The 21,483-nt window shown below is 54.3% G+C and carries 19 protein-coding genes, 1 tRNA gene, 1 pseudogene and 1 riboswitch; of the genes and pseudogenes, 6 read left to right on the plus strand and 15 right to left on the minus strand.

The features are described from left to right. Nucleotides 1-266: 266 nt before the first annotated feature. Nucleotides 267-1,305: pseudogene (locus ENN40_04150) on the minus strand (aminotransferase class I/II-fold pyridoxal phosphate-dependent enzyme). 244 nt (nucleotides 1,306-1,549) lie between these two features. Here ENN40_04150 and ENN40_04155 point away from each other — a divergent pair. The 6 genes from ENN40_04155 (at nucleotide 1,550) to ENN40_04180 (ending at nucleotide 6,672) form a co-directional block, all read left to right on the plus strand. After that, on the plus strand, nucleotides 1,550-2,494 hold the full coding sequence (locus ENN40_04155) for a PhoH family protein (GenBank protein HDP94538.1): 945 nt from the start codon (nucleotides 1,550-1,552) through the stop codon (nucleotides 2,492-2,494). After that, nucleotides 2,491-4,782, plus strand: coding sequence for an HDIG domain-containing protein (locus ENN40_04160; GenBank protein ID HDP94539.1), 2,292 nt, complete (start codon nucleotides 2,491-2,493; stop codon nucleotides 4,780-4,782). The genes ENN40_04155 and ENN40_04160 overlap by 4 nt, the downstream gene beginning before the upstream one ends. Continuing rightward, nucleotides 4,766-5,194 carry an rRNA maturation RNase YbeY gene (gene ybeY / locus ENN40_04165; protein HDP94540.1) on the plus strand — a complete coding sequence of 143 codons (429 nt, stop codon included), beginning with the start codon at nucleotides 4,766-4,768 and terminating at the stop codon, nucleotides 5,192-5,194. Before ENN40_04160 ends, ybeY begins: the two co-directional genes overlap by 17 nt. 2 nt (nucleotides 5,195-5,196) lie before the next feature. Further along, nucleotides 5,197-6,027: a DUF72 domain-containing protein gene (locus ENN40_04170; GenBank protein HDP94541.1), complete on the plus strand. Its 831-nt coding sequence runs from the start codon at nucleotides 5,197-5,199 to the stop codon at nucleotides 6,025-6,027. Between the two features lie 101 nt (nucleotides 6,028-6,128). Beyond that, nucleotides 6,129-6,365: a ribbon-helix-helix protein, CopG family gene (locus ENN40_04175; GenBank protein ID HDP94542.1), complete on the plus strand. Its 237-nt coding sequence runs from the start codon at nucleotides 6,129-6,131 to the stop codon at nucleotides 6,363-6,365. Then, on the plus strand, nucleotides 6,343-6,672 hold the full coding sequence (locus ENN40_04180; protein ID HDP94543.1) for a type II toxin-antitoxin system RelE/ParE family toxin: 330 nt from the start codon (nucleotides 6,343-6,345) through the stop codon (nucleotides 6,670-6,672). The genes ENN40_04175 and ENN40_04180 overlap by 23 nt, the downstream gene beginning before the upstream one ends. Before the next feature lie 17 nt (nucleotides 6,673-6,689). Here ENN40_04180 and ENN40_04185 read toward each other — a convergent pair. From ENN40_04185 to ENN40_04250, 14 genes are all read right to left on the minus strand, one after another. After that, nucleotides 6,690-6,763, minus strand: a tRNA-Pro gene (locus ENN40_04185). Nucleotides 6,764-6,843: 80 nt separating this feature from the next. Continuing rightward, a complete protein-coding gene (locus ENN40_04190) occupies nucleotides 6,844-7,440 on the minus strand; it encodes a hypothetical protein (GenBank protein ID HDP94544.1) in 597 nt (198 codons plus the stop codon). Nucleotides 7,441-7,792: 352 nt separating this feature from the next. Continuing rightward, nucleotides 7,793-8,824: a tetratricopeptide repeat protein gene (locus ENN40_04195; protein ID HDP94545.1), complete on the minus strand. Its 1,032-nt coding sequence runs from the start codon at nucleotides 8,822-8,824 to the stop codon at nucleotides 7,793-7,795. A gap of 52 nt (nucleotides 8,825-8,876) precedes the next feature. Then, the gene (locus tag ENN40_04200; protein ID HDP94546.1) at nucleotides 8,877-9,653 is read right to left on the minus strand and encodes a patatin; all 777 of its coding nucleotides are present in this window, start codon (nucleotides 9,651-9,653) and stop codon (nucleotides 8,877-8,879) included. Nucleotides 9,654-9,683: 30 nt separating this feature from the next. Beyond that, the gene (locus ENN40_04205; protein HDP94547.1) at nucleotides 9,684-10,472 is read right to left on the minus strand and encodes an SDR family oxidoreductase; all 789 of its coding nucleotides are present in this window, start codon (nucleotides 10,470-10,472) and stop codon (nucleotides 9,684-9,686) included. Between the two features lie 224 nt (nucleotides 10,473-10,696). Next, nucleotides 10,697-11,305 carry an AmmeMemoRadiSam system protein A gene (amrA, locus tag ENN40_04210; protein ID HDP94548.1) on the minus strand — a complete coding sequence of 203 codons (609 nt, stop codon included), beginning with the start codon at nucleotides 11,303-11,305 and terminating at the stop codon, nucleotides 10,697-10,699. Beyond that, nucleotides 11,298-11,645, minus strand: a complete 348-nt coding sequence (locus tag ENN40_04215) for a hypothetical protein (protein HDP94549.1) — start codon at nucleotides 11,643-11,645, stop codon at nucleotides 11,298-11,300. The genes amrA and ENN40_04215 overlap by 8 nt, the downstream gene beginning before the upstream one ends. Next, nucleotides 11,642-12,610, minus strand: a complete 969-nt coding sequence (locus ENN40_04220; protein ID HDP94550.1) for a hypothetical protein — start codon at nucleotides 12,608-12,610, stop codon at nucleotides 11,642-11,644. Before ENN40_04220 ends, ENN40_04215 begins: the two co-directional genes overlap by 4 nt. A gap of 3 nt (nucleotides 12,611-12,613) precedes the next feature. After that, complete coding sequence (gene pgsA, locus ENN40_04225) at nucleotides 12,614-13,153, minus strand: CDP-diacylglycerol--glycerol-3-phosphate 3-phosphatidyltransferase (GenBank protein HDP94551.1); 540 nt, start codon at nucleotides 13,151-13,153, stop codon at nucleotides 12,614-12,616. A gap of 261 nt (nucleotides 13,154-13,414) precedes the next feature. Then, the gene (locus ENN40_04230) at nucleotides 13,415-14,653 is read right to left on the minus strand and encodes a TonB-dependent receptor (protein ID HDP94552.1); all 1,239 of its coding nucleotides are present in this window, start codon (nucleotides 14,651-14,653) and stop codon (nucleotides 13,415-13,417) included. After that, complete coding sequence (locus ENN40_04235) at nucleotides 14,620-15,054, minus strand: Plug domain-containing protein (protein ID HDP94553.1); 435 nt, start codon at nucleotides 15,052-15,054, stop codon at nucleotides 14,620-14,622. Before ENN40_04235 ends, ENN40_04230 begins: the two co-directional genes overlap by 34 nt. A gap of 26 nt (nucleotides 15,055-15,080) precedes the next feature. Next, nucleotides 15,081-15,207: riboswitch (molybdenum cofactor riboswitch) on the minus strand. A gap of 31 nt (nucleotides 15,208-15,238) precedes the next feature. After that, on the minus strand, nucleotides 15,239-15,967 hold the full coding sequence (locus ENN40_04240) for a ComF family protein (GenBank protein ID HDP94554.1): 729 nt from the start codon (nucleotides 15,965-15,967) through the stop codon (nucleotides 15,239-15,241). 49 nt (nucleotides 15,968-16,016) lie between these two features. Next, nucleotides 16,017-19,424, minus strand: coding sequence for a peptidase S41 (locus ENN40_04245; GenBank protein ID HDP94555.1), 3,408 nt, complete (start codon nucleotides 19,422-19,424; stop codon nucleotides 16,017-16,019). 61 nt (nucleotides 19,425-19,485) lie between these two features. Further along, complete coding sequence (locus tag ENN40_04250; GenBank protein HDP94556.1) at nucleotides 19,486-21,096, minus strand: DEAD/DEAH box helicase; 1,611 nt, start codon at nucleotides 21,094-21,096, stop codon at nucleotides 19,486-19,488. Nucleotides 21,097-21,483: the final 387 nt, after the last annotated feature.

Here is a 21,483-nt window from a genome sequence, read left to right on the forward strand (position 1 = left end):
CACCACTTCGGTGTTCTTCGACGGCTTAAGATGGCCATGGTGGATGTTCGGGATGTTTCCGAGGCCATCTTTCGTCTTCGGGGAGTACCCCTCAGCCGACCATCCTGTCTCAGAACATGGGTCCCCGGAACCTACGTTTGCGTTCGCTTATGCTTTATGCCCTGCGGGTACTCATACTCACAACCGCTTACCAATTACCAATGTGTATTTACCCACACAAAACGTAATAGATCCATAATTTTGAACTCTCCCACTTTCCCCTAAACCTATATAACTCCGAGTTCTTTGCCTGTTACGCGAAACGCCTCGATGGCTTTGTCAATATGTTCTTTGGTATGGGCCGCTGAAATCTGAACCCGGATGCGGGCCTGCCCGCGGGGAACTACCGGAAAAAAGAAACCCACCGCATAAACACCGTTTTCGTAGAGTTTGCGCGCGAATTTCTGGGCCATGACGGCGTCGTTTTCATGGCGCCGGAAAAGAATGGGCACAATCGGGTGGATACCGGTGCTGACATCAAACCCCATATCTTCCATGGCGGCCCGAAAGCGCGCGGTATTCTCCATCAGGCAGCGTCGCAGATTTTTACCGGATTCCAAAAGGCCAAACGCCACGATAGCGGCATTTACAATGGCCGGCGCCAGGGTGTTGGAAAACTGGTAGGGCCGGGATTTCTGACGCAACAGGGCGATGATCTCTTTGTGTCCGGTAGTAAAACCGCCGGATGCCCCGCCCATGGCTTTGCCCAAAGTGGAGGTGATAATGTCGATTTGCGATAGCACACCACAGTATTCGGCGGCGCCTCGACCATTGGGACCAAAAAAAATGGGGGTATACAAAGCGCCGCGCCTTAGACAAGCGGATGCCGTCGATAATGCTGGCATGGTTGAGCGAGTCACTGATTACGGCGTCTTTGGGACCGAGAATAGTTTCAAACAAACCGCCGTTGGCGTCAAAACAGGAAGAATACAAAATGGCATCTTCCGTACCATGAAAATCGCTGATCTTTTTCTCCAGGCGGGTATGAAGATCCTGGGTACCACATATAAAGCGTACGGAGGCCAGGCCGAATCCATAATGGTCCAGGGCGTTCTTGGCCGCCTCGATCATGCCGGGATGATTGGCAAATCCCAGGTAGTTGTTGGCGCAGAAATTGAGCACGTCCCGCGGCTCAACTCCGGATGGGTATTGAACCCGGATCCCGGCCTGCTGATCGGAAAGAATAATTCGCTCTTCTTTGAATAAACCGGCCTTACGGATCTGGTTAACTTCCTTGGAAAAACTCTCTTTAAACGGTTCGTACATCACCTACCCCTCGTGCCTGCAATGCACCTGCAACCACTCGCTTCACTGCCTGTCGGATTCCGGACAACCGGACCCGGTCGTCCAACGATATATGCAACGCACAGATTCCAGCGTTCACGAAAAGCCACTTATACCGCACTATACACGCTATTGTCAAGGCTTTGCCGGTCCACAGGCAAGGAACTGCGGAGTTGACTTCTGTGTTTTGCAGGGCTATAATGGCCAGACTTTTTGCTTAATGATCATGGATGAACTCACAACACCTGAAAGCCTGGATCCCGCCGTTCTAAAGTTATTCGAAAAACACTCGAAAGACCTGGAAACGGCTTTTCAGATCCACCTTTCCATCCGCGGGACCAAACTCATGTTCAACGGTCCCAAGGTGAACCGCAACCGATTCCGGGATTATGTCGAAAAGCTTTTTTCGACATCTCGGGAATCCGGGGGTTTGACGCGCCGTGAATTTGAACTGTCGCTGAATATGGCCCAGAGCGGGCGCCTGGATTCTCTGGAAAAAGAGATGCTGACTCCGGTCAGTTTGCGCTTGAACGGCCGCGAAGTCTTTCCACGCACACTCAACCAGAAACGCTACCTCGAGGCCATGCAGGAGAACACGCTTACCTTCGGCATTGGTCCCGCGGGCACAGGCAAAACCTACCTGGCCATCGCCGCCGCCCTGCAGAGCCTGTTTGCCCGCGACGTGGACCGCATTGTATTGACCCGGCCGGTGGTTGAAGCCGGCGAGAAACTGGGTTTCCTTCCCGGAGATATTCAGCAGAAAGTCAATCCCTATTTCCGTCCCCTGTATGACGCTTTATACGACCTGATCGGTTTTGAGAAAACCGCCGACCTCATCGACCGTGAGATCATTGAAATTGCGCCCCTGGCCTACATGCGTGGCAGAACCATCAACAACGCTTTTGTCATTCTTGATGAAGGCCAGAACACGCTTTCATCGCAGATGAAGATGTTCCTGACTCGTTTCGGCGCCAATTCCAGGGTGGTGGTTACCGCGGATATATCGCAGATTGATCTGGCCGACCCCAGGAAATCGGGAATTTTTCGTGCCATCAAAATTCTGAACCATATTCAGGGTATCCGCATTACCACCCTGACAGCCCGCGACGTGGTGCGCCACCCCCTGGTCCGGCGCATCATCGATGCTTACGATCAGACCAACAGCCAATGAAAGTTCCCTTGACATTCTCAAGCTCATCCATCCGCAGCCGCGTTGAACCTCCCCGGGGAAGCAATCGAACATTCTGGATTATCTTTGTCATTTTGCTCTTAATGATTGCATATTTTCTTTACCTGCCCGGAAGCACACCGGAAATCGATGCGGATCTGGAAGTCGGTGATATCGCCAGAGAGAACATCATCGTGCCCAGCGACATTACGCTTCAGGACGATTTCAGTACCCGGGAAAAAATGCAGAAAGCCCGGCAGGCGGTCGCTCCGGTTTACGAAGCCTACTCTCCATCCGCCGCTACTCCCCGCCCGAGCGTAAACGACTGGTTTGAGTACATGCGACAGGCCCGACGCCGCTTTATCCAGGACAACCAGTCTCTTGAGGCGATTCAAAACGAGATGCGAAAACGCTTTGGCGTGGATTTGTCCGCCCGGGACGCGGAAGCGGTGCTGCGCTCCACGGCATTTACGCGTATTGACTTGAATCAACTGATGGATCTGCTGCAATCTTTACGCGAAACAGGTATTATCGCGTCCAAACTGGGGGCAGTCAAAGGTGCGGACGGCGCCATTCAGCGATTGCGGGAAGGCGAAGAACCGCGAATCCTCAAGGTGGATGCCCTCTACGACCTCAAGGATGTGCGCGCCACCCTTGAACGTTTCCTGCGCAACCAGACCTTGACCAGCGCCCAGATCCGTCTGGTAACGCCCCTGTTGATGGAATTTGTGGACGTCAACCTCTCCTACTCGCCCAGCCTGACCAACACCGCCCGCGAAGCCGCCGCCGACGCGGTGAACTCCGTTATGATCCGACTCAAAACCGGCAAGGTGATTCTGCGCAAGGGGGACGAAGTCACCAGCACAGATATGCGCCTGATTCGCCTGATTTCGCGAGAAGTCCAGAGCCGGAGGCAGCACCTGCCCGATTTCATTATGATCCTGGTGGTCATGGGCATGCTGCTTTACTTTCTGATGCGCTTTTTCCATATCCCGGAAGTATCTACTTTAAACGATGAAAAACTGCCCCTGGTCATGATCGTGACCCTGGCCGTGATTGCGGGGATCTACCGCATGTCCATTTTTCTGCTTCCCCTGGTGGCCAAGAATCTCAGCATTCTGTCCGGAATCGATCAGCAAGGGATTCTATTTGCCATCCCCTTCGGCACCGGCGCCCTGATCATTGCATTTATCTTTAATCTGCAAAGCGCGGTTGTGTTTTCATTCGCCAATGCGCTGGCCGGAGCCATTGTGGCGGGATGGAACTTTCAGATCAGCCTGTACATCCTTCTAGGCAATCTGGCTGTATCTTTTGGAATTGAATACTATCAGCGCTTGAAAAGATCGCCCATCCTGAAAGTGGCCATATTCTGGTTGCTGCCCGCAAACCTTTTCCTGATCCTGCTCATGGACCTGACCCGCTCCGACAACCCGGACTCGGGCCTGATACTTGCGCATCTGGGAATGGGAACGCTTTCCGCCCTGCTTTCCCCCATTCTGGCCAACTTCATTATTCCATTATGGGAGATCATGTTCAAACTGGTCACGGACTTGAAACTCATTGAATTAACCAACCTGAACCTTCCCATCTTCCGCCAGATGCTGGAAAACGCCCCCGGCACCTACCATCATTCGCAAATGGTGGCGTCAATGGCCGAGTCCTGCGCGCCTGAACTGAAACTATCCCCCTTGTTGTTAACCGCCATGGCGTTGTACCACGATATCGGCAAGATCGGCAACCCCCAGTTCTTTACGGAAAATCATACCATCTACCCCGATCCCCACGAAAAGCTGTCTCCACTGGAAAGCGCCAAAATGATCATCGCCCACCTGTCAGACGGCATGGAAGAAGCCCGCAAACTGAAACTGCCCCAACCCTTACGCGATGCTATCATGCAACACCACGGTACAAAAACCGTCCACTATTTCTATGAAAAAGCCCAGAATGACGCCAATGTGGACACGAACGAAATTGATTCCGGCCTTTTTCGCTATCCGGGACGCAAACCCCATAACATTGAGAACGCCATCATCATGCTGGCCGACCAGGTGGAAGCGGCATCCAAGACCCTTTCTTCACCCACTGACGAGGAGATCCGCAATGTTATCCGCCAGATAGTGACTTCCAACGTGGAAGAGAACCAGTTTGATGAATGCCGGGGATTGACGTTTTACGCCCTGAATACCATTGCCACGAGTTTTTACAAAAAGCTTTCTTCCATTTACCACAGGCGCGTGGCCTACCCGGGTTTTGATTTCACCGACACCAAAGAAAATGATTCAGATAAATGACAACACCGGTTCGGCATGCTTGAGCAGTTTGCAAGCCGCTGCGGATCGGACGGTTTCCCGCCTGCGTTTGCGCGGCGACGTCACTGTACTTATCGGTACGGACAAAGAAGCGCGTGAGTTGAACCAGCGTCACCGGGGAATCAACGCGCCCACGGATGTGCTCAGCTTCCCCATTCAGGAAGAGCTTCCCGATGGTTATTATTGCGGAGACATCTTTATCTGCCTTCCCCTGGCCCGGGAACAAGCCCGAAAAGCCGGACACTCGGTTTCACGCGAACTGCAGTTGCTCTTAATCCACGGCCTGCTTCACCTGGCCGGATTTGACCATGAAATCGACAGCGGCGAAATGGAGCGTCTCCAGGAAGAGATCCTGGACTCCCTTCCTGCTGTAGCAGACAACCATCAGCCCTGAAAATGCCGGACCCACGCATTCTTTTCCGCCTGGGAACCGCGGGTTGGAGTTATGCGGACTGGCAGGGTACGGTTTATCCCCATCCCCAGCCGCCGGGGTTTTCCGCTTTGCGTTTCCTGGCCGAAATTTTCGATTTCGTTGAAATAAACACTACCTTTTACCGCATCCCCTCTCCACGCCTCACCCAAGGCTGGGTGCAACAAATCCGGGACGTGAGCGCTTTTCAGTTCTGGGTCAAGCTCAATCGCGCCTTTACACATGAGAACAGTTCGGATGAACTACAGAGCAAAGCATTCACCGCAGCCATCCAGCCCTTGCGCGAAGCCGGCAAACTGGCAGGCATCCTGGCCCAATACCCCTATTCCTTTCACTGCACAGACGCAAACCTCGACCGGGTCGACCGTTTGCGGGATTTTTTTCGTGATATTCCCATTGCGGTTGAATTTCGCCACCGCACCTGGAACCGCGATTCCACATTGGCTTTTTTGCGAAACCGCCGATTGTGCTGGACCAACATCGATCAGCCACGTCTCTCCCGTTCCCTGCCGTTAACCAGCCTGTCCACGGGATCAGGTGTGGAATATCTCCGCCTTCACGGCCGCAACGCCGCGGAATGGTTCTCGGGTTCCGGCCGAGACGCGCGTTATGATTACGACTATTCCGCCGCTGAATTAAGAGAAATCGCCTGCGCAGCTGTACGCACCCACTCCCGCTCCGGGTCGCCGGTCTTTATTTCCGGCAACAACCACTACAAGGGGCAAGCGGTGCGAAATCTAAAAACACTGAAGCAGATACTCGAGGCGATGATGCCGCAAATAAAGTTGGAAAGTTGATCCTACACACACTCCGGGTTCCCCTACATTCTTTTCCCCCCTCAACTTCTTTCTGTTGACATTACATTGTTTACGATGTATACTTGTTGCGAAAAAAAAGAATGGATTCAATCAAAGATAAGGTCATTACGGCGCGTTTACCTTTGGATATGTACAAAGATCTCGATGCCGTCGCAGAACAACGGAATCGCAAGCGGGGAGCCATTGTCCGGGAAGCGATCGAGATGTATCTAAGCACCTGGGCCGATTATCAAATAGCCATTGATCGATTAAAAAATTCCGCTGACAAGGTTCTTTCAGAAAAAGAATTCTTGAATGACCTGGGCTGGGATATTTAGAACGCCCTCAATGCCTCCTTGTGAACACAAGATGTTCAAATTGCTATTCAAGGAAAGCGTCAAAAAGGACTTTCGGCATATCGGCAAAGAAGCTGCGGCCCGGATCCTTAAAGATATCAGAACAAAGTTGTTGCCTGATCCACGTAAAGCGGGGAAACCGCTGAAGAGTCGCGACGGAACTTTATGGAGTTTTCGAGTAAGCGATTATCGCGTTTTGTATGTATTCAATGAAAAAGAAATCTGGGTTCTTGTGGTCAGAATCGGCCATCGCAAAGAGATTTATCAGAACCTGCCGGACTTAAAATAGAGTACTTTAGATAAAAATCGGGGTGAGAGGATTCGAACCTCCGACCTCACGGACCCGAACCGTGCGCGCTACCAGGCTGCGCTACACCCCGATATCAGTCCGGATTGTACCACAAACCGCGGTCAGCTCAAAAGGGAAATTCACATTATTCGAGTCAGTGACAGCCGTCAATCAACGGGTTTTGAACAGGTTCCAGCTCTCCAACCAACTCCGCGCCGTAGCCTGTTGACTTGTGATCAGGGGTTCGACCGGCATCTCTCCGCGCAAGACCTCTTCCAGACTTAGGCTCGTATCCCGGGACTCCCTTTTCAGCGCCAGGTACAACGCATCCTGATAACCCCGTGCGATAAAAAAAGCGGCCAGGTCATAGAAGTGGAACAAGCGCACGATCAAATCCAGGGCGCGATAGATCTCCAGGGCTGAATTCAACAATCCGGAAGACATGATATGGCGCCAGACCACTTTTTTGGTGATATGCAATCCGTACAGGATCTCGCTGAGGGGGAACCCTTCCATGTAACGGGTGCGACCCAATTGGGCATATTCGCGGCCGATTTCATCGCTGCCGGTATCCATGTCCAGCCAGTTACCGAGGTTTTCGTAAACCCGGCGACTTCTTTCCGTCAACTCTGCGTGAGAGAAACGGCTGTACGTGGGGGTGTAGCGACTGGCACGGATCTCTTTTGCCCACTGCCCGGCAATAGCTTCAGCACGGGACTCTACAATGTGAACCAGTTGTTCATCAATCATGGCATCCTCCCTCCCCATCACAATATATGCTGGCAGAAGCCCTTGTTTTCAACTTTCGCGTGAACTGGGGACGGTGCTTGTAAGTATGTAAATACGGATTTTTGGATAATTAAAGTTGGAGAGTTGAAAAGTTAGAGAGTTGGAGAGGGAATACAAGTGAAAAGTTGAAAGTCGAAATCGAAAAGCAATAAACCTTTTAATGCTTTTTTCTACCTTCTACAAGTACCGCAATGGTCCTGGACCGAAGTGGTGAGCGGTGACTTATGCCCTCTGGGTATTTATGCCCGCGAGGGTACTCCCCTGCAGCTTTCCCCTTTTTTTTAATTGACTTCCACCCACATAAAATGGAAGAGAACTATAATTTCCAACTCTAATCCAGTTGCTCCTCAAGACGCTGCCGCTCCAAAATTCGGGCTTGCAATTCCCCCATGTAGTTGAACGCCTTGCGATTACCGAACCGGTTATAGGCTTTTCGTGCCAACTCAAGCGCCTGTTCCAATTTGCCGCGGATTTCAGCGCTGAACGCCAGGTTGTAGGTGGCCTTACCGGCAAGTTCCCTGTCCGGTCCGTCGGCCACATCGAGCCACAGTTGTTCCGCCGCTTGCCAATCACCGCTTCTGACATAACGCTTGGCCGTTTCAAATTCAGGACAACCCTTGCTGTAATAGGTTCGGGTCAGTGTAATCCAGGTCGGCGAAATGCGTTCTCCGTAACGCATTCCCGAATAGTATCCAGCCTGGTTGATGGCCTCGCGCTTATCCGGCAGGCGCCGCATGGCCTCTCTTCTGCTCTTCCCCGAGGCATTCCAATGCTTGCTGTCCCGGTAGATGTCTGCGTCGATGACCCGGCGTGAATCTGGGACATATATCTTCCATCCAGACCCCACGGAAATGGTGAGTTTGAATTCATGACGCCGGGACTCATCATCCTCGCCTTTCTTTCTGGAGCCTCTCTGTTTTAAAAATATATCCGATTCGTAATGCTCCAGCACGATCAGGGCGTCCAGGCGGTATCTGTCGCAAATCCGCTGTACAGCTTCCCAGGGAAGGTCGCGAGGCATGCCATACAGATTGATGCCCGCGGCCTGTTCTCCGTAGATGACCACCGGAGTGAAACGGGGAGAAGCGTTCAACTTCTCCGCCAGCCCTTTCAGACAGAACTCGGCCGCGGTCGCATCGGCGACAATCGATTCCCGGGTCAAGAACCCTTCAGTCAGATCCGCCATGCGCCGCCGATTCCTGCGGGAATGGTCCATGATGCCCACGTGTTCGATTGCCTGTTCGATCGACACTTCCGCCGGAACCAGTACCTGCATGGGGACGGAAGAAACCGAACAGTGTGAGAGCAACAAAAGCATGCCCGCCAGAAAAGAAAGTCCCAAAATCCATTTCAACTTGCTCATAATGAGGATTATAACCTCTCAACACAAAATGAACAAGAACCGCAGGCTCGATTTACGCCTTAGGTTTATCGTTTTTCAAGGCTTTCAGGCTTTCGCTGTATCCGACTTCGATGAGTTCCGCCACCTGGTCGGTATCTACCATGCTGAACTCGGAAAGGTCCGGCTGGATCAACAGGTCTGCTTTTTGCGTCTGCAGCCGGGTTGCGTTCATTAAGAGGAAATCAAACGTATTCAACAGCACTTCCACGATATTTTCGGGACGTCTGCGTTTGCTGCGGGCATTGAGGTCCACGCCGATCACAAATTCCGCCTCCATGTCGGACAGAGGCGACAGGGGTACGTTCTCGACAACACCACCATCAACCAGCAACCGCCCGTTGATCTCTACGGGAGCAAACAAGCCGGGAATACATGTACTGGCCATGACAGCCATTGCCATTTTACCGCTGTTCAGCACCACCTTCTCTCCCGTTGCGACATCCGTGGCCATCATGGCCATGGGAATTTTTGTGTCCTCGAAACCGAGATCACCAATTTGTTTTTTTATGATGTTTCCCAGTTTCTCGTTTGACAGCAATCCGTAACGGCTGGGCCGGATGCGTGAAATATCCAGCCATTTCAAGTCAAGCGCAATGGTCTCAATCTCTTTCCAGGAAAGCCCCCCCGCGTAAAGTGTTCCCACAAAAGCGCCGATGCTGGTTCCACTGATGCACTTTATCGGGATCTTCATTTCATCCAGGGCGCGGAGCACCCCGACATGGGCCGCTCCAAGCACCGCGCCCCCGCCCAGTGCCAATCCGATTCCATCCTTGAAAATCTCTTTTTTCATGGTGCTCTTCCGCCTGATTTTAGACGATTATCACAGCGGGAAGCGGGTTTCGCCCCCGTCAACAACCAGCGCCTGGCCATGGATAAATGATGCCGCCGGTGACGCCAGCCATGCCGCCGCCCGGCCGAACTCCTCTGCTGTGCCCATCCTTCCCAGTGGAATTGCGCGGGTAATGCGCTCACGTTCTCTATTTTCATTGGTACCATTGGTTTGGCTGCGGTTTTTGACCAGTTGATCCACACGCTCTGTTTGCGTCCACCCCGGGTGAATCGTGTTTACGCGAATGCCCCTGGGACCCAACTCATCGGCCAGTGATTTCATCAACCCCACCACGGCCGGACGCAACGCATTTGACAAAGTGAGGTTCTCCACCGGTTGCTTAACCGACATCGACTGGGAGGCCACAATGCTTCCTTGCTGTTGCTCGATCATGGCCGGCACAACCGCCTGGCACAACTGCACGGCACTCATAATGGTCAGCTTCATTCCCGCTTCCCATTGAGACACATCCAGGTCCATGAAGTTACCTGGATCCGGCCCGCCTGCGTTGATGAACAGGATGTCAATGCGTCCATACGCGTCCAGGGTTTTCTCCACCAATCGCTTGATTTCCAGGGGTTTTGTCAGGTCCGCCTGCATGGCCAGGGGTGGATACACACCACGCTGCGCAATGCGTTCAGCCGCGGTGTCAACCGCTTGCGTACGGGAAGACATGACAACCCGCGCCCCCTCCCCTGCCAGCGCGTCCGCCACTGCAAATCCCAAGCCCCGGGAGGCCGCGGTGACCAGGGCTACTTGATCCTTTAATTGAAGGTCCATGGTAACTCCTTAAAAAAAAGTTGAATAGTTGGAAAGTTGAAAAATTATTAATTGTCATTGTGGTCATTTGCTCGCTCCGCTCGCGTCATTGGGTCATTCATAACTCAAATTCGAAGCACGAAATTCGAAATCCGAAACAAATCCAAAATCCCAATGATCAAAATTCAAAACAAAAGCTCCCGATCCCTTCCCCTCGCCAATAGCCATTTGCCATTGGCCGAGTTTTATACTTTCGACTGATTTTTTCCTGTCATCTTCTTTTCACTTTCTTTCCGGGCTTCTTCCCCGAATACCAAGGCCTGGAAGGTCTCGATGCGAACCCCTTGCCTCCAGGCGTCCGCGGGCAGACCCGCTTTCAAACAACCGTAACTGAGAAACTGTTCACGAGACCATCCCTGTTCCACCGGGACCTGTGGCAACAACAGACCACGAAGTGTTCCCCGCGTGATGATGATTCCATCCCGTCCCACTACAACCTCATTCGGCCCCGAGACCATTTGCGGTGGCGTCATAACGGATATCTCAATCTTCACGCTGGAAAGTTCTGAAATCCTCAGTGGAGGAAAACGCGGATCTTCGAAAGCAGCCGCTATCGCGTTTTCCCTGACTCCCGCGTATACGGATTGTCGTGGCAGCGGCATGCCGATACATCCCCGCAGATTCCCGCCGATGTGCAATGTCACGAACACACCGCTCATCGCTTTCAGCGCCTCGGAAGGTGGGAGATCATCCGGGGCGGGCATGCCTTTCAGGTGGCGGGCGATCGTTTCCCGGGCCTGGCGCAGCAACCATGCCTTGTCCTTTGGTGTCAACTCAAGCATGTGATCACCCATCCTCCTGGATTCGAGTAAATGGCTGCCGTGGAAAACCTTGACCTTCCATTGCTTCCAGGTGGCGGCCAAAAATGCGGACCATCAGGCCGGCAAAGCAAGCGGATTCATCCGCTTGCTGCTTGAAAGCGGAAAACACGCCGATCAGCTCTTCTTCCCAGGCATCGACCGCGATTGCGATTTCTTCATGGCCGGGCGGTTCTTTAGAATCCCACATAACCAGGTTGTCGACAATCCAGGTATGACCCAGCACGGTCCCGGTGATCCAACCGCCACAGGGCTTTTGCCTTTTTCGAATCATACGTATCATGCCGCGGGCCGCGCAAGAAAAATGAACCGTCATGCCTCCTCCCGCGTATTCTCCTCCGCGGCCGGGTTCAGCAACAAGGCGGCCAGCAGCGGTAACAGCAGGGACAAATCCCCGGGAATGCGGCGGCACCACCCACCGGCTTCGCGGCATTCATGCATGAAGTTTTCTTCTTCCCGACAGGGCACGGAGTCCAGCAATAGTCCGGCATCCAGTTGCGGAAGCGGCATGCCGTTTGCCGCACAGAAATGAATGGCCTCAAGCAAGATTCCAACCAGCAGGGCGGAATGGCCGGCCTGGACCCAAATCCCGCCCCCTTCCATGCGGCCCAGAATCGATGCCAGAAACAGGAAGTCCTTCTCTCCCAGGGAGGCAAGAACAGCGCAATCGTGGTGAGGATGTAGGCGGGTTGGATTCCGGCCGCCGCCGGGATGAACGGTTACGGGAATGTTTAGTTTATAGGCCGTATAGAGCAGGCTGAGAGAGGAAAAAGGGAAACCGGCCTCGGTCATGTACAGGCCGATGGCTTCACCGCATCCGATCTTTCTTTGCATCCCCTCTTTCAGGCCGGCATTCAAGAGCAGCCCGGTTTCTTCGGCCACGGAAAATGCTCCGCCTTTCGCGATTTTCTGACCGATATTACCGGTAAGTGCGATTTCAAAATCGGTCACGGCCACGTTCCAGGAAACAGCCATGGCCGATATCCATCCCCGCTCCATGAGATCGATGATCAGGGGCTGCAAAGCGGATTCGGCGGCGGCATCATCCATGCCCATGATCACCGCGAGATCCTGGTTGCGTGCCGCGCGCAGGCGCCCGGCCAAGGCGCCCAGATCGACGGCGGCACCGGTTCTGGGCAACGCGGAAAAGAACTCAGCTACACTGCATCCCGGGTATACACATTGGGCGAAATTACTTCGATCGATGCGCGGCACACGGTCATGAATGGATTCCAGGCGTGTCCCCGCGGGACGGATCAGCGGGTACTTCTTGTAAGGCAATTATTATTCCTGATTTGGTCTGGCATACTTCAACACGTATTCAAACGCGCTGTACACGGTCAACACCACGGCAAAATACAGGATAATGGTGCCGGCCCAGAAAAAGAAGTTGGGCTTCGGCATCTTGGGGTGAATGATCAGTACCGAGATGCCGATAATCTGCATCAGGGTCTTTTTCTTGGCGAGCCATGAAGCCGAAAACACCGATTCCTGCACCAGCGAGTAAAACCGCAACGCGGTAATCAAAATCTCCCGCAGAATGATGATGGCCGCGACCCAGGTCTCCACGTACTGATGGTAGACCAGTGCCAGCAGCGCTGCCGCGACCAAAAGTTTGTCCGCCAGGGGGTCCAGGAACTTGCCCAGGGGTGTGATCTGGTTGAAACGGCGGGCGAAATATCCGTCCAGGGCATCCGATACGGATGCCAGGATAAACAGGGCAAAAGCAATGATCTCCTTGTTCTGCATCTCCGTCAAGAGAATCACCAGGAAGATGGGAACGAGGACGATGCGGGTAATGGTGATCAAATTGGCAGTGGTCATCGGGCCTATTCTACCCCCTCAGCTCTCGGTTTTCAATAAGCAAACAAAGAAGAAGGCAGGATACAGGTATCAGGTGTCAGGACACCAGAAGCGAGTGGCAAGTGGCCAGGGGAAACACTAAGTTGAAAGTCTAAAGTCGAAAGCAAAAACTTCAAAACCAGTAAAAATATGCTTTTTTCTACGTTCTACTTTCTACGTTCTACAGGGCGGTTCGTGAACCGCCCCCCGCCGTTTTTCCTGCCTTCCCGCCCCCTGTCTCCTTCATTCCAACTTTTCTATTCTGATCCCGTTGATCCCGCTGATGGCGCAGTCGGAAAAGAAATCCGGCCCCGGAAACAACGCCCAGGGACCTTTGTTTTCACACAATCCGCCATCCAGCAGCATGACGGCATTGCCATCGTTGCGGTTAAACACTTCGGAAGCTCCAAAAACCACGCGGTACCCGTCAACCGCGGTTACCACCAGGTAGCCGTCCAGACCACGGTAAGACTGAATCATGTCCTGAATACGATTAATAAAAACAGCCGCCTCGATGCGCCACTTCCGATCCAGGGTAAAACCCGCTTCAATGCTGTTACCGTATTCAGACTGCAGGTCCGGATTGCCTGATGAGCCATAGAGTGATTTCATGGAGGGGAAACGGGATTTGTGGGCGAAGCCGGCATGAAACGCCAGCCATTCACGGGGCATGTAACGCAGACCCAGAATGGGATTGAGACGGGATTCACTCTCTTTTGAATTCTTGTACAGGGCATCCAGGCTGACCCCCGCCACCACGGTCCAGCGGTCATTCAGACGGATATGGTCTTCGAGTCCCAGCGACAGCACGCCGCGGTTGAATTCTTCCCAGGGGTCACCGATATCTCCCTGCTGACGCACGACGTTATCATTGAAAGTCAGGTTGAACTTCAGATCATGCCCTTGAAACAGCGGATATTCACCGGAAACGATCGCTCCCAGGGAATGATTTTTGTAAGTGGATTCCCACTGCCTCTGCGCAAAGGTGAAATCCCGGTACTGATCCAGCACATTAAAGAGGCGCACATAGTAGGTACGCACCCGCAAAACACCTTGCTGAAGCAAAGAAAAGGTGCCTCCCAGGTTCAACTGCAGGCGCTGCCAATCCGTGAAACGCCAAATCCTGGCTTTCAGGTATTCGGTGGCCGCGGGAAGACCGAACTCAGATTGGTTGAACATCACCTGGGCCATGATTTCCGAGTTCTGCGAAGGCGAAAAATAGATCTTGCCGTTGAGGTTGAGGCGGTCATGGTCGCTGTTCAGGCGCAGGACCCGTCCACCGTTGCGGCGGACATCATAGCCATCGGAACGGTCCAGAACGGCATCCACCTGCACGGTGATACGCTTGAAGGCGGCCCCGCCCGAGGCGTTGATAAGCATGGTTTCGTTATCGCCGAAACTGGAGTTCAAAGAAAAATACGGTTGGTCAGGACGCCGCGTCACCACGTTCAACACACCACCCAGGGTGTTTGCGCCATACAATACCGAACTCGCCCCTTGATCACCTTCACGCTGTCCACGTTGGTTGCGGAAATGCTTTTCAAATCAAAGGAGTTGAAATAGGGATCATAAACCGGGATACCATCCAGCATGAGGGTGATGCGACTCGACCCCAATCCGCGGATCATCAGCCGCGATTCATTCTTGTTCCCGTCCGTGGCATACACCCCGGTGGTGTAGTTGACCACATCATCCATGTGGGCGGGGATCAGCGCGTCGATGGTGGCACGCGGAATCCGTGATACCCGTGAAATGGGTTGCTGGGCCGGGGCCTTACCCGTTACCACTACCTCTTCGATAATGGGCTTCCGCTTCTGTTCCGGCTTGCTTTCCTTTTCATCCGTACCCGCCGCCAGGGCGACAATGGATATGGAAAGAATCAAATAGAGGAAAAAGGGGGCTTCTTTGGTTGCACCATGGCAAACCTCCTTTTCAAGTTTGGAAGGCGGCGCCGTTTCCAGCACCACCCTGTCGGTCCGGCCGCCTAGCCTGCAACGAAAGACCGTAGCGGACAGGACTCGGAGGAAGTTGGAATCTAGCACAGGCACCAGGCGTTTGTCAACGTGTTCAGGGTGTGCGCGCCAGGGCAATCACCCGCACCCGGGCCCCGGCGCGGCCCAATTCGCGGGCACAGGCATTCAAGGTGCTTCCCGTGGTAAACACATCATCCATTAACACCACATCCCTGTCCCGTACATATTTGCCACGACAACGAAAGGACCCGGCCAGGTTGCGCTTGCGCGCGGACAGGCTCAAACCGGCTTGGGGCGGGGTTGACCGGACCTTGGCCAGGGCTTTTGGACGAAACGGAATGTGATGCAGCCGGGCATAGCGCCGGGCGATCTCTTGCATGGGAGAAAAAGCGCGTTTGCGGCCTGGATCGTCGGGAACCGTAACCAGGATTTGGCTTTCAGCTCCAAGATTCTGAAAATCAGGCGGCGGCAGGCAACGGGACAAAGGTTTGGCCAAGCCGACCACACCGCCGTATTTGTAGCGCAGGATCACTTCACGAAAAATCCCCTCGTAAGCGGCCACGCAACGGGTTTCCAGAAACGGCGGCGGCGCATGCATGCATTGCACACAAAGACCGCCGTCGTTGGATACCGGGCATGCGCAACGCGGGCAAGCGGGATCGGCGGAGGCAACCAGCTCAGCCAGGCAGCGCCGGCACAACAGGTTTTCATCCAAATGAACCAGGGGGTTGTTACAAACCGGGCAGACCGGCTGAAACAGGAACACACGCACCAGGTGCCCGGCATGGGAAAGGGCTCTTTTGCACCTGCAGAACAAACGCATGAAAAAAAGGGGGGCCGGGTCATGCCCGGCCCCCTGCAACAGTACTTAACTAATTGCCGCGGGTTTTGTCCACGGGATAGGGTTCATGTTCCGGCCAGGTCATCGGGTCTTCTTTTACTTTTTTCATCAGGTATTCGATGGCCGTCATTAACTGGTTGTCACGGCCTTCGCGCATGGCGGCGGCTTCGAGCTCCACTTCGATGTCCGGCTTGACCCCGACATTTTCCACCACCCACTTGCCTTCATGATCGTAAATGCGGTAATCCGGAGCGGTCAGCCCGCCACCGTCAATCAACGACAGGAATTGGGATACGCCCACCAATCCTCCCCAGGTGCGGGTACCGATAATGGGACCCATGTTCATGAGCCGGAATTGACGCGGCAGCATGTCACCGCCTGACCCGGCCTCGCGATTGGTCAGCAAGGCCATGTGCGCCCTGGGGGCGAAGAACGGCGAGGTCTGGTCATGAGAATAGCGCCTTGTCCAGTACGTATGCGGATTGGTGGCCAAACGCCGCAGGAAAACTCCGGGATCCAGCCCGCCGCCATTGAAGCGGCCGTCCACCAAGATGCCCTTTTTGCGGGTCTGGGTAAAAAAGTATTTGGGAAACACCATGGCGGAACCGTTGTAGGTATCGGGCAAATGCACATAGCCCAGTTTTCCCCCGGATAATTGATCCACGGTGCGGCGGTTGCGCTCCACCCAGTCCACGTAACGCAGGTAACTGTCGTTGTGGGCGGGTACAACGGTAACGGTCCGGGCGCCCTGGATATCGGGCCTGGAGTTGATGGTGAGCTGAACAGGCTTGCCCGCCAAATCCACGAAATAGCTGTAAATGTTGCGCGCGGTAGTGACGTTTTCGCCGTTGACCGCCAATACGTACGTACCGTCGCCGACATTGAGGCCGGGATGGCTGAGGGGCGGGACCACGTTGGCCGTCCATTCCGGAACGGTTAAGACGCGCTCAATGCGCCAACGCCTGTTTTGGGTGTTTGCTTCCCAATCCACACCCAGCAGGCCCACGCTGACGCGCGGGGCTTCACGCATGCGGTCCCCGCCGTAGACATAGGTATGGGATGTATTCAATTCGCCGATCAATTCGCCGATAACGAAGCGGATATCCTGGCGGCAGGTGGCGCGATCCAGCAAGCGGGCGTATTTTTCACGCATGGCCGGCCAGTCCAGGCCGTGCATGTTGGGCTCGTAGTAAAAATCCCGTTCCATGCGCCAGGCCTCGTTAAAGATCTGGCGCCACTCGCGGCGCGGATCCAGGCGCATGCGCAAGCCTGAAAGGTTCAGGGGGGTCCCTTTCACCTTTCGGGCTGAACCGGCAGCCACAAACAATTTTGGTCCCTTGCGGAAAATCACCTTGTTGCCGTCACGGGAAATAGCGTATCCGCTGATCCCCCCGGTCACCAATTCCGATTTTCCGCTTTTGAATGCGAACGCCATTAAATCCATGGGGCCGGTGCCGCGGAATTCAAAGCGGTTGAAATCCCCTTTGTCCGAGTTCAGATAGAAAAGATGCCCGGATGCCGGGTGAAGGCTGCGGTAATTACCCGCCGACAGGGGGAACGCCTCTACGCGATCCGCAATGCCGTCAAATTCGATTTCACATGCGGGAGGTTGCTTTTTCGTGGCAACCGGAATCACGGGTTCGGCCGTGACGCCTTTCGGAGGGAAGAGGGCGGGCAGGTTCTTTTTCAGGCTGATGCTGAAGATACCGGCCGCGTCCTTGTATACCATTTCCCATTGGAAATCGCAGTAAGTGGGTTTGAAGTGACGGTTGGACACAAAGAACAGGCGTTTGCCGTCCTCGGAAAACACGGGGTTGAAATCGTTGTAGCGCCCGTTACTGACACAGCGTGACTTTCCACTCTGAATATCGAACACGTGCAACTGGTAGACCAGTTCGCTGTTCATCTTGGAATACGCCAGGTAACGGCTGTCCGGCGACCAGGTGAAATCGTAAATGGGTTTGAGGTCCAAGGACACATCCACGTGTTCGTACTCGGCTTTGTCCACCGTAATGATTTTGCGGCTGTTCACATCAAGGATGCGGCAATGCAGGCTGCTGTCGGCAAAGGCGAGATTTTTTCCATCCGGAGACCAGCGCAGAGTATGGCGGTAGCCATCCTGGTGGCGGGTCAATGTACGTGCCTTTGTATCGCCCTTTGCGTCCTCGACCACCACCTCGTATTCCCCCGTGGCGTCAGAGAAATATGCCAGGTATTTGCCGTCCGGAGACCAGACGGCGTCTTTGTCCCTGGCGCCGCAGTCGCGACTGACATTGCGGGTCACCCCGTCTTTTACGCGCAGGCTGAACACCTCTCCCCTGGCGGTGACCAACGCGGATTCACCGTCCGGCGAAAGGCTGAAATCGGTGATGTACCTGGCGACATCACGGATCAGCGGCCGGGTCTCGGGCGCATCCGCACGCATGGTAATGGCCAGCTTGCGATTTTCGTTGTTTTCCGTGTCCAGGAGCCAGATATCTCCACCGACTTCGTAAACAATGCGCGTCTCTCCCGCTCCCGGCCGGAGAACGTCATATTCGCGATGGCGCGTGACCTGTTGAGTCTCTCCGTTCTGAGTATTGTAACAAAAGATGTTGAGCACACCGTCACGATCCGATACAAAGTAGACCTTGTCCCTGAGCCACATGGGAGCGCGGTCGGTGCCCTCAAAACCACTGATGTTTTTTTCCTCCAGGGTCTGGAGATTGAAAATGTAGATCTCTTGGGCCCGTCCGCCGCGGTACCGCTTCCAGGTGCGGTCTTCGCGGCGGGTCTTGTTGTAAGCGATGTGGGCGCCATCGGGTGAGAAACTGCCGGTACCGGCTTCCGGCATGGGCAGTTCCTCCAGGTCGGTGCCGTCGGGCTTAATCAGGTAAAGGCGTTGAAAGCGCGAATAACTGTAGCGGCCGGACACGAACAGGATGCGTCCGCTGCCGGCGTGCCAGCCCAATACCTGGTCATGAGCGGGGTGCCAGGTGACGCGGGTGATCTTTCCGCCGTAGATGTTCATCACGTAAACGTCGGCATTGCCGTCGTATTCTCCCGTAAATGCGACCCATTTGCCGCACGGAGAGATCCGGGGGTAAAGCTCTTCCCCGTCGTGCAGGGTCAAGCGCACCGCTTCGCCTCCGGAAACCGGGGCTTTCCAGATGTCCCCCCCGGAAACGAACACCACGGTATCACCGTGAATATGGGGAAAACGTTTCAACATGTCCGGCCCTTCAGCGGCGGACAACGGCGCGCAAACCAGGGACAACACGGCCGCGAACGCAACCAGCATTGTCCGGACCGTTCGTGCCGGCCGGATTGTTTCAGATAATTGCATGGATCTCATCTTTTCCTCCTTGGAATCTACTTGAGGTGGTTGCCGGGGTGAAATACAGGCAACCACAGTGTTTTGATGAAACGGATTCGGCAACTCATGGGGCAACCACTTCATGGGTAAACATACGAAAAAGAAAACTGGAAAGTTCCAGGCTTACAATCCGCAACCCAATCGGCTAATTCCCGCGCCGGTTGTTTCTCAACCGCTTAAGCAAACGACTGAGGCGGCCCGGGGTCGAATTGGGCTTTACAGAATCCAAAACTTGCAAAGGAGACGCGTCGGGAACGGTCTTTTGCGAAGCAGTTGACGGCCTGGCACTCCGGCGCCGGGGTTTTTCCGCTCGAGCGTCATTCGGCGGCCGCCGCTTGGGAGCGCGGTCCCGATCCCTTGCGGGGGACTGATCGGTTGGACGCCTGGTTGTGACGGTATTTTTTCGGGATGTTGCCATTGGTTCGCGGCGCTTTTGCTGCGGATTGTTGCGGCTTCCTGCCGAATTCGTGCTGTTGACGGATGACTGCCCGCGCCCCCTTACAGCCGGTCTTCGTGAATCCCCGCGAGCGGATGAACGCCTGTTACCACCACTGCCCGTGCGTGGAGCATTCTCTCCCCCGCCGCGGCGCTTATCACGGAAATCACGATCCGAGACCTTGCTGCGCACCAACAGGCCGGGATTCACGGATTCGGTGGGTATGCGCATGCCGATAAACTCCTGGATGGCGTCAAGGTTAAATATAAAGTCGTCACAAGCCAGTGAAATCGCCTTGCCGCTCTTGCCCGCGCGCGCAGTGCGGCCGATGCGGTGCACGTAGTTTTCACAATCTCCGGGTAAATCGTAATTGACCACCAGGTCCAGGTCCTCGATGTGCAGTCCCCGCGCCGCCACATCCGTTGCCACCAGGATGGGAATGCGGCCGGCCTTGAATTCAGCAATAATGTGCAGGCGTTTTTTTTGCGGCAGGTCGCCCATCAAAAATTCACTGGCATAGCCATTTGCCTTTAAGTGGAAGTCGACCTTTTCCGCCATATGCTTGGTGTTGGTAAAGATCAGCGTGTTTTCCGGTTGATCCCTTTTAAGCAATCCCAGCAACAGCGGCATTTTCTCGCGATGCCCCACGTGGTACATCACCTGGGTGATCTTGTCCACCGTCACCTTTTCAGGCTGGATCTCGATCCTTTCGGGCCGATTCATGAATTCACGCGAAATGGAACGGGCCTCGTATCCCAAGGTCGCGGAGAAGAGCATGGTCTGACGATGCTGGGGAGGCATCATGCGTCGCAGCATGCGGCGGATATCGGGCAAAAACCCCATGTCAAACAAGCGATCCGCCTCGTCAATTACCAGAATCGCCACATCCCGGAAACTCAATTTTCTGGAACCGTTCAGGTCCAGAAGCCGGCCGGGAGTCCCGATAATGACGTCCACATTGCGGCGGATCAGCGTTTCCTGCTGGTTGTATCCCACTCCTCCGTAAAAGCAGCCGATGACAAAGTTCATGCGTGCGCCGATCTCCATGGCGTCTTTTTCGATCTGTACCGCCAGTTCACGCGTAGGAACCACGATCAGGGCCTTTTTTCCCTTGACACGGCTATCGTGTTGCAGGCGCTGGAAAATCGTGATCAGGAACGCGGCGGTTTTTCCCGTTCCCGTCTGCGACTGAACCGTGACATCCTTGGCTTGTAAAGTTACGGGCAGCGTTGCCGCCTGCACGGGCAGGCACTCCTCAAAGCCCGTTTCCTCAATGCCCTGCAGCAGGGCTTGATCCAATTCAAATTCAGTAAATTTCATTATATTCCCCGTTGACGACCTGGAAAGATTGCGCGCATTCAGTTTGGATCCCGGGAAAAGGGGCCCGGCACAAAGCCGGGAAAAGGGTTGGCGAAATCTCAATTCCGGTTTTCAACTTGTTCATATCGGATTATACCATTGATTCAACGCTAAAACAACAAAAAGATAGCAGGATAAGAAGTTGAGGGAGTTGAGGGCGGGAAAACAGTTCGCCCCTTGCCCCTAGCCGATTTTTATACTTTCGACTTTTCACTTTCAACTTTCGGTTCTCTTCCATTTTGTGTGGGTTTGGGGGTTATGCATATTTGAAAAAATGATAAGGCTGCATGAGAGTACCCTTTCGGGCACAAATACCCAGAGGGCACAGGTCACCGCTCACCACTTCGG

Source organism: Candidatus Aminicenantes bacterium, assembly GCA_011049425.1.
Classification (GTDB): domain Bacteria; phylum Acidobacteriota; class Aminicenantia; order UBA2199; family UBA2199; genus UBA876.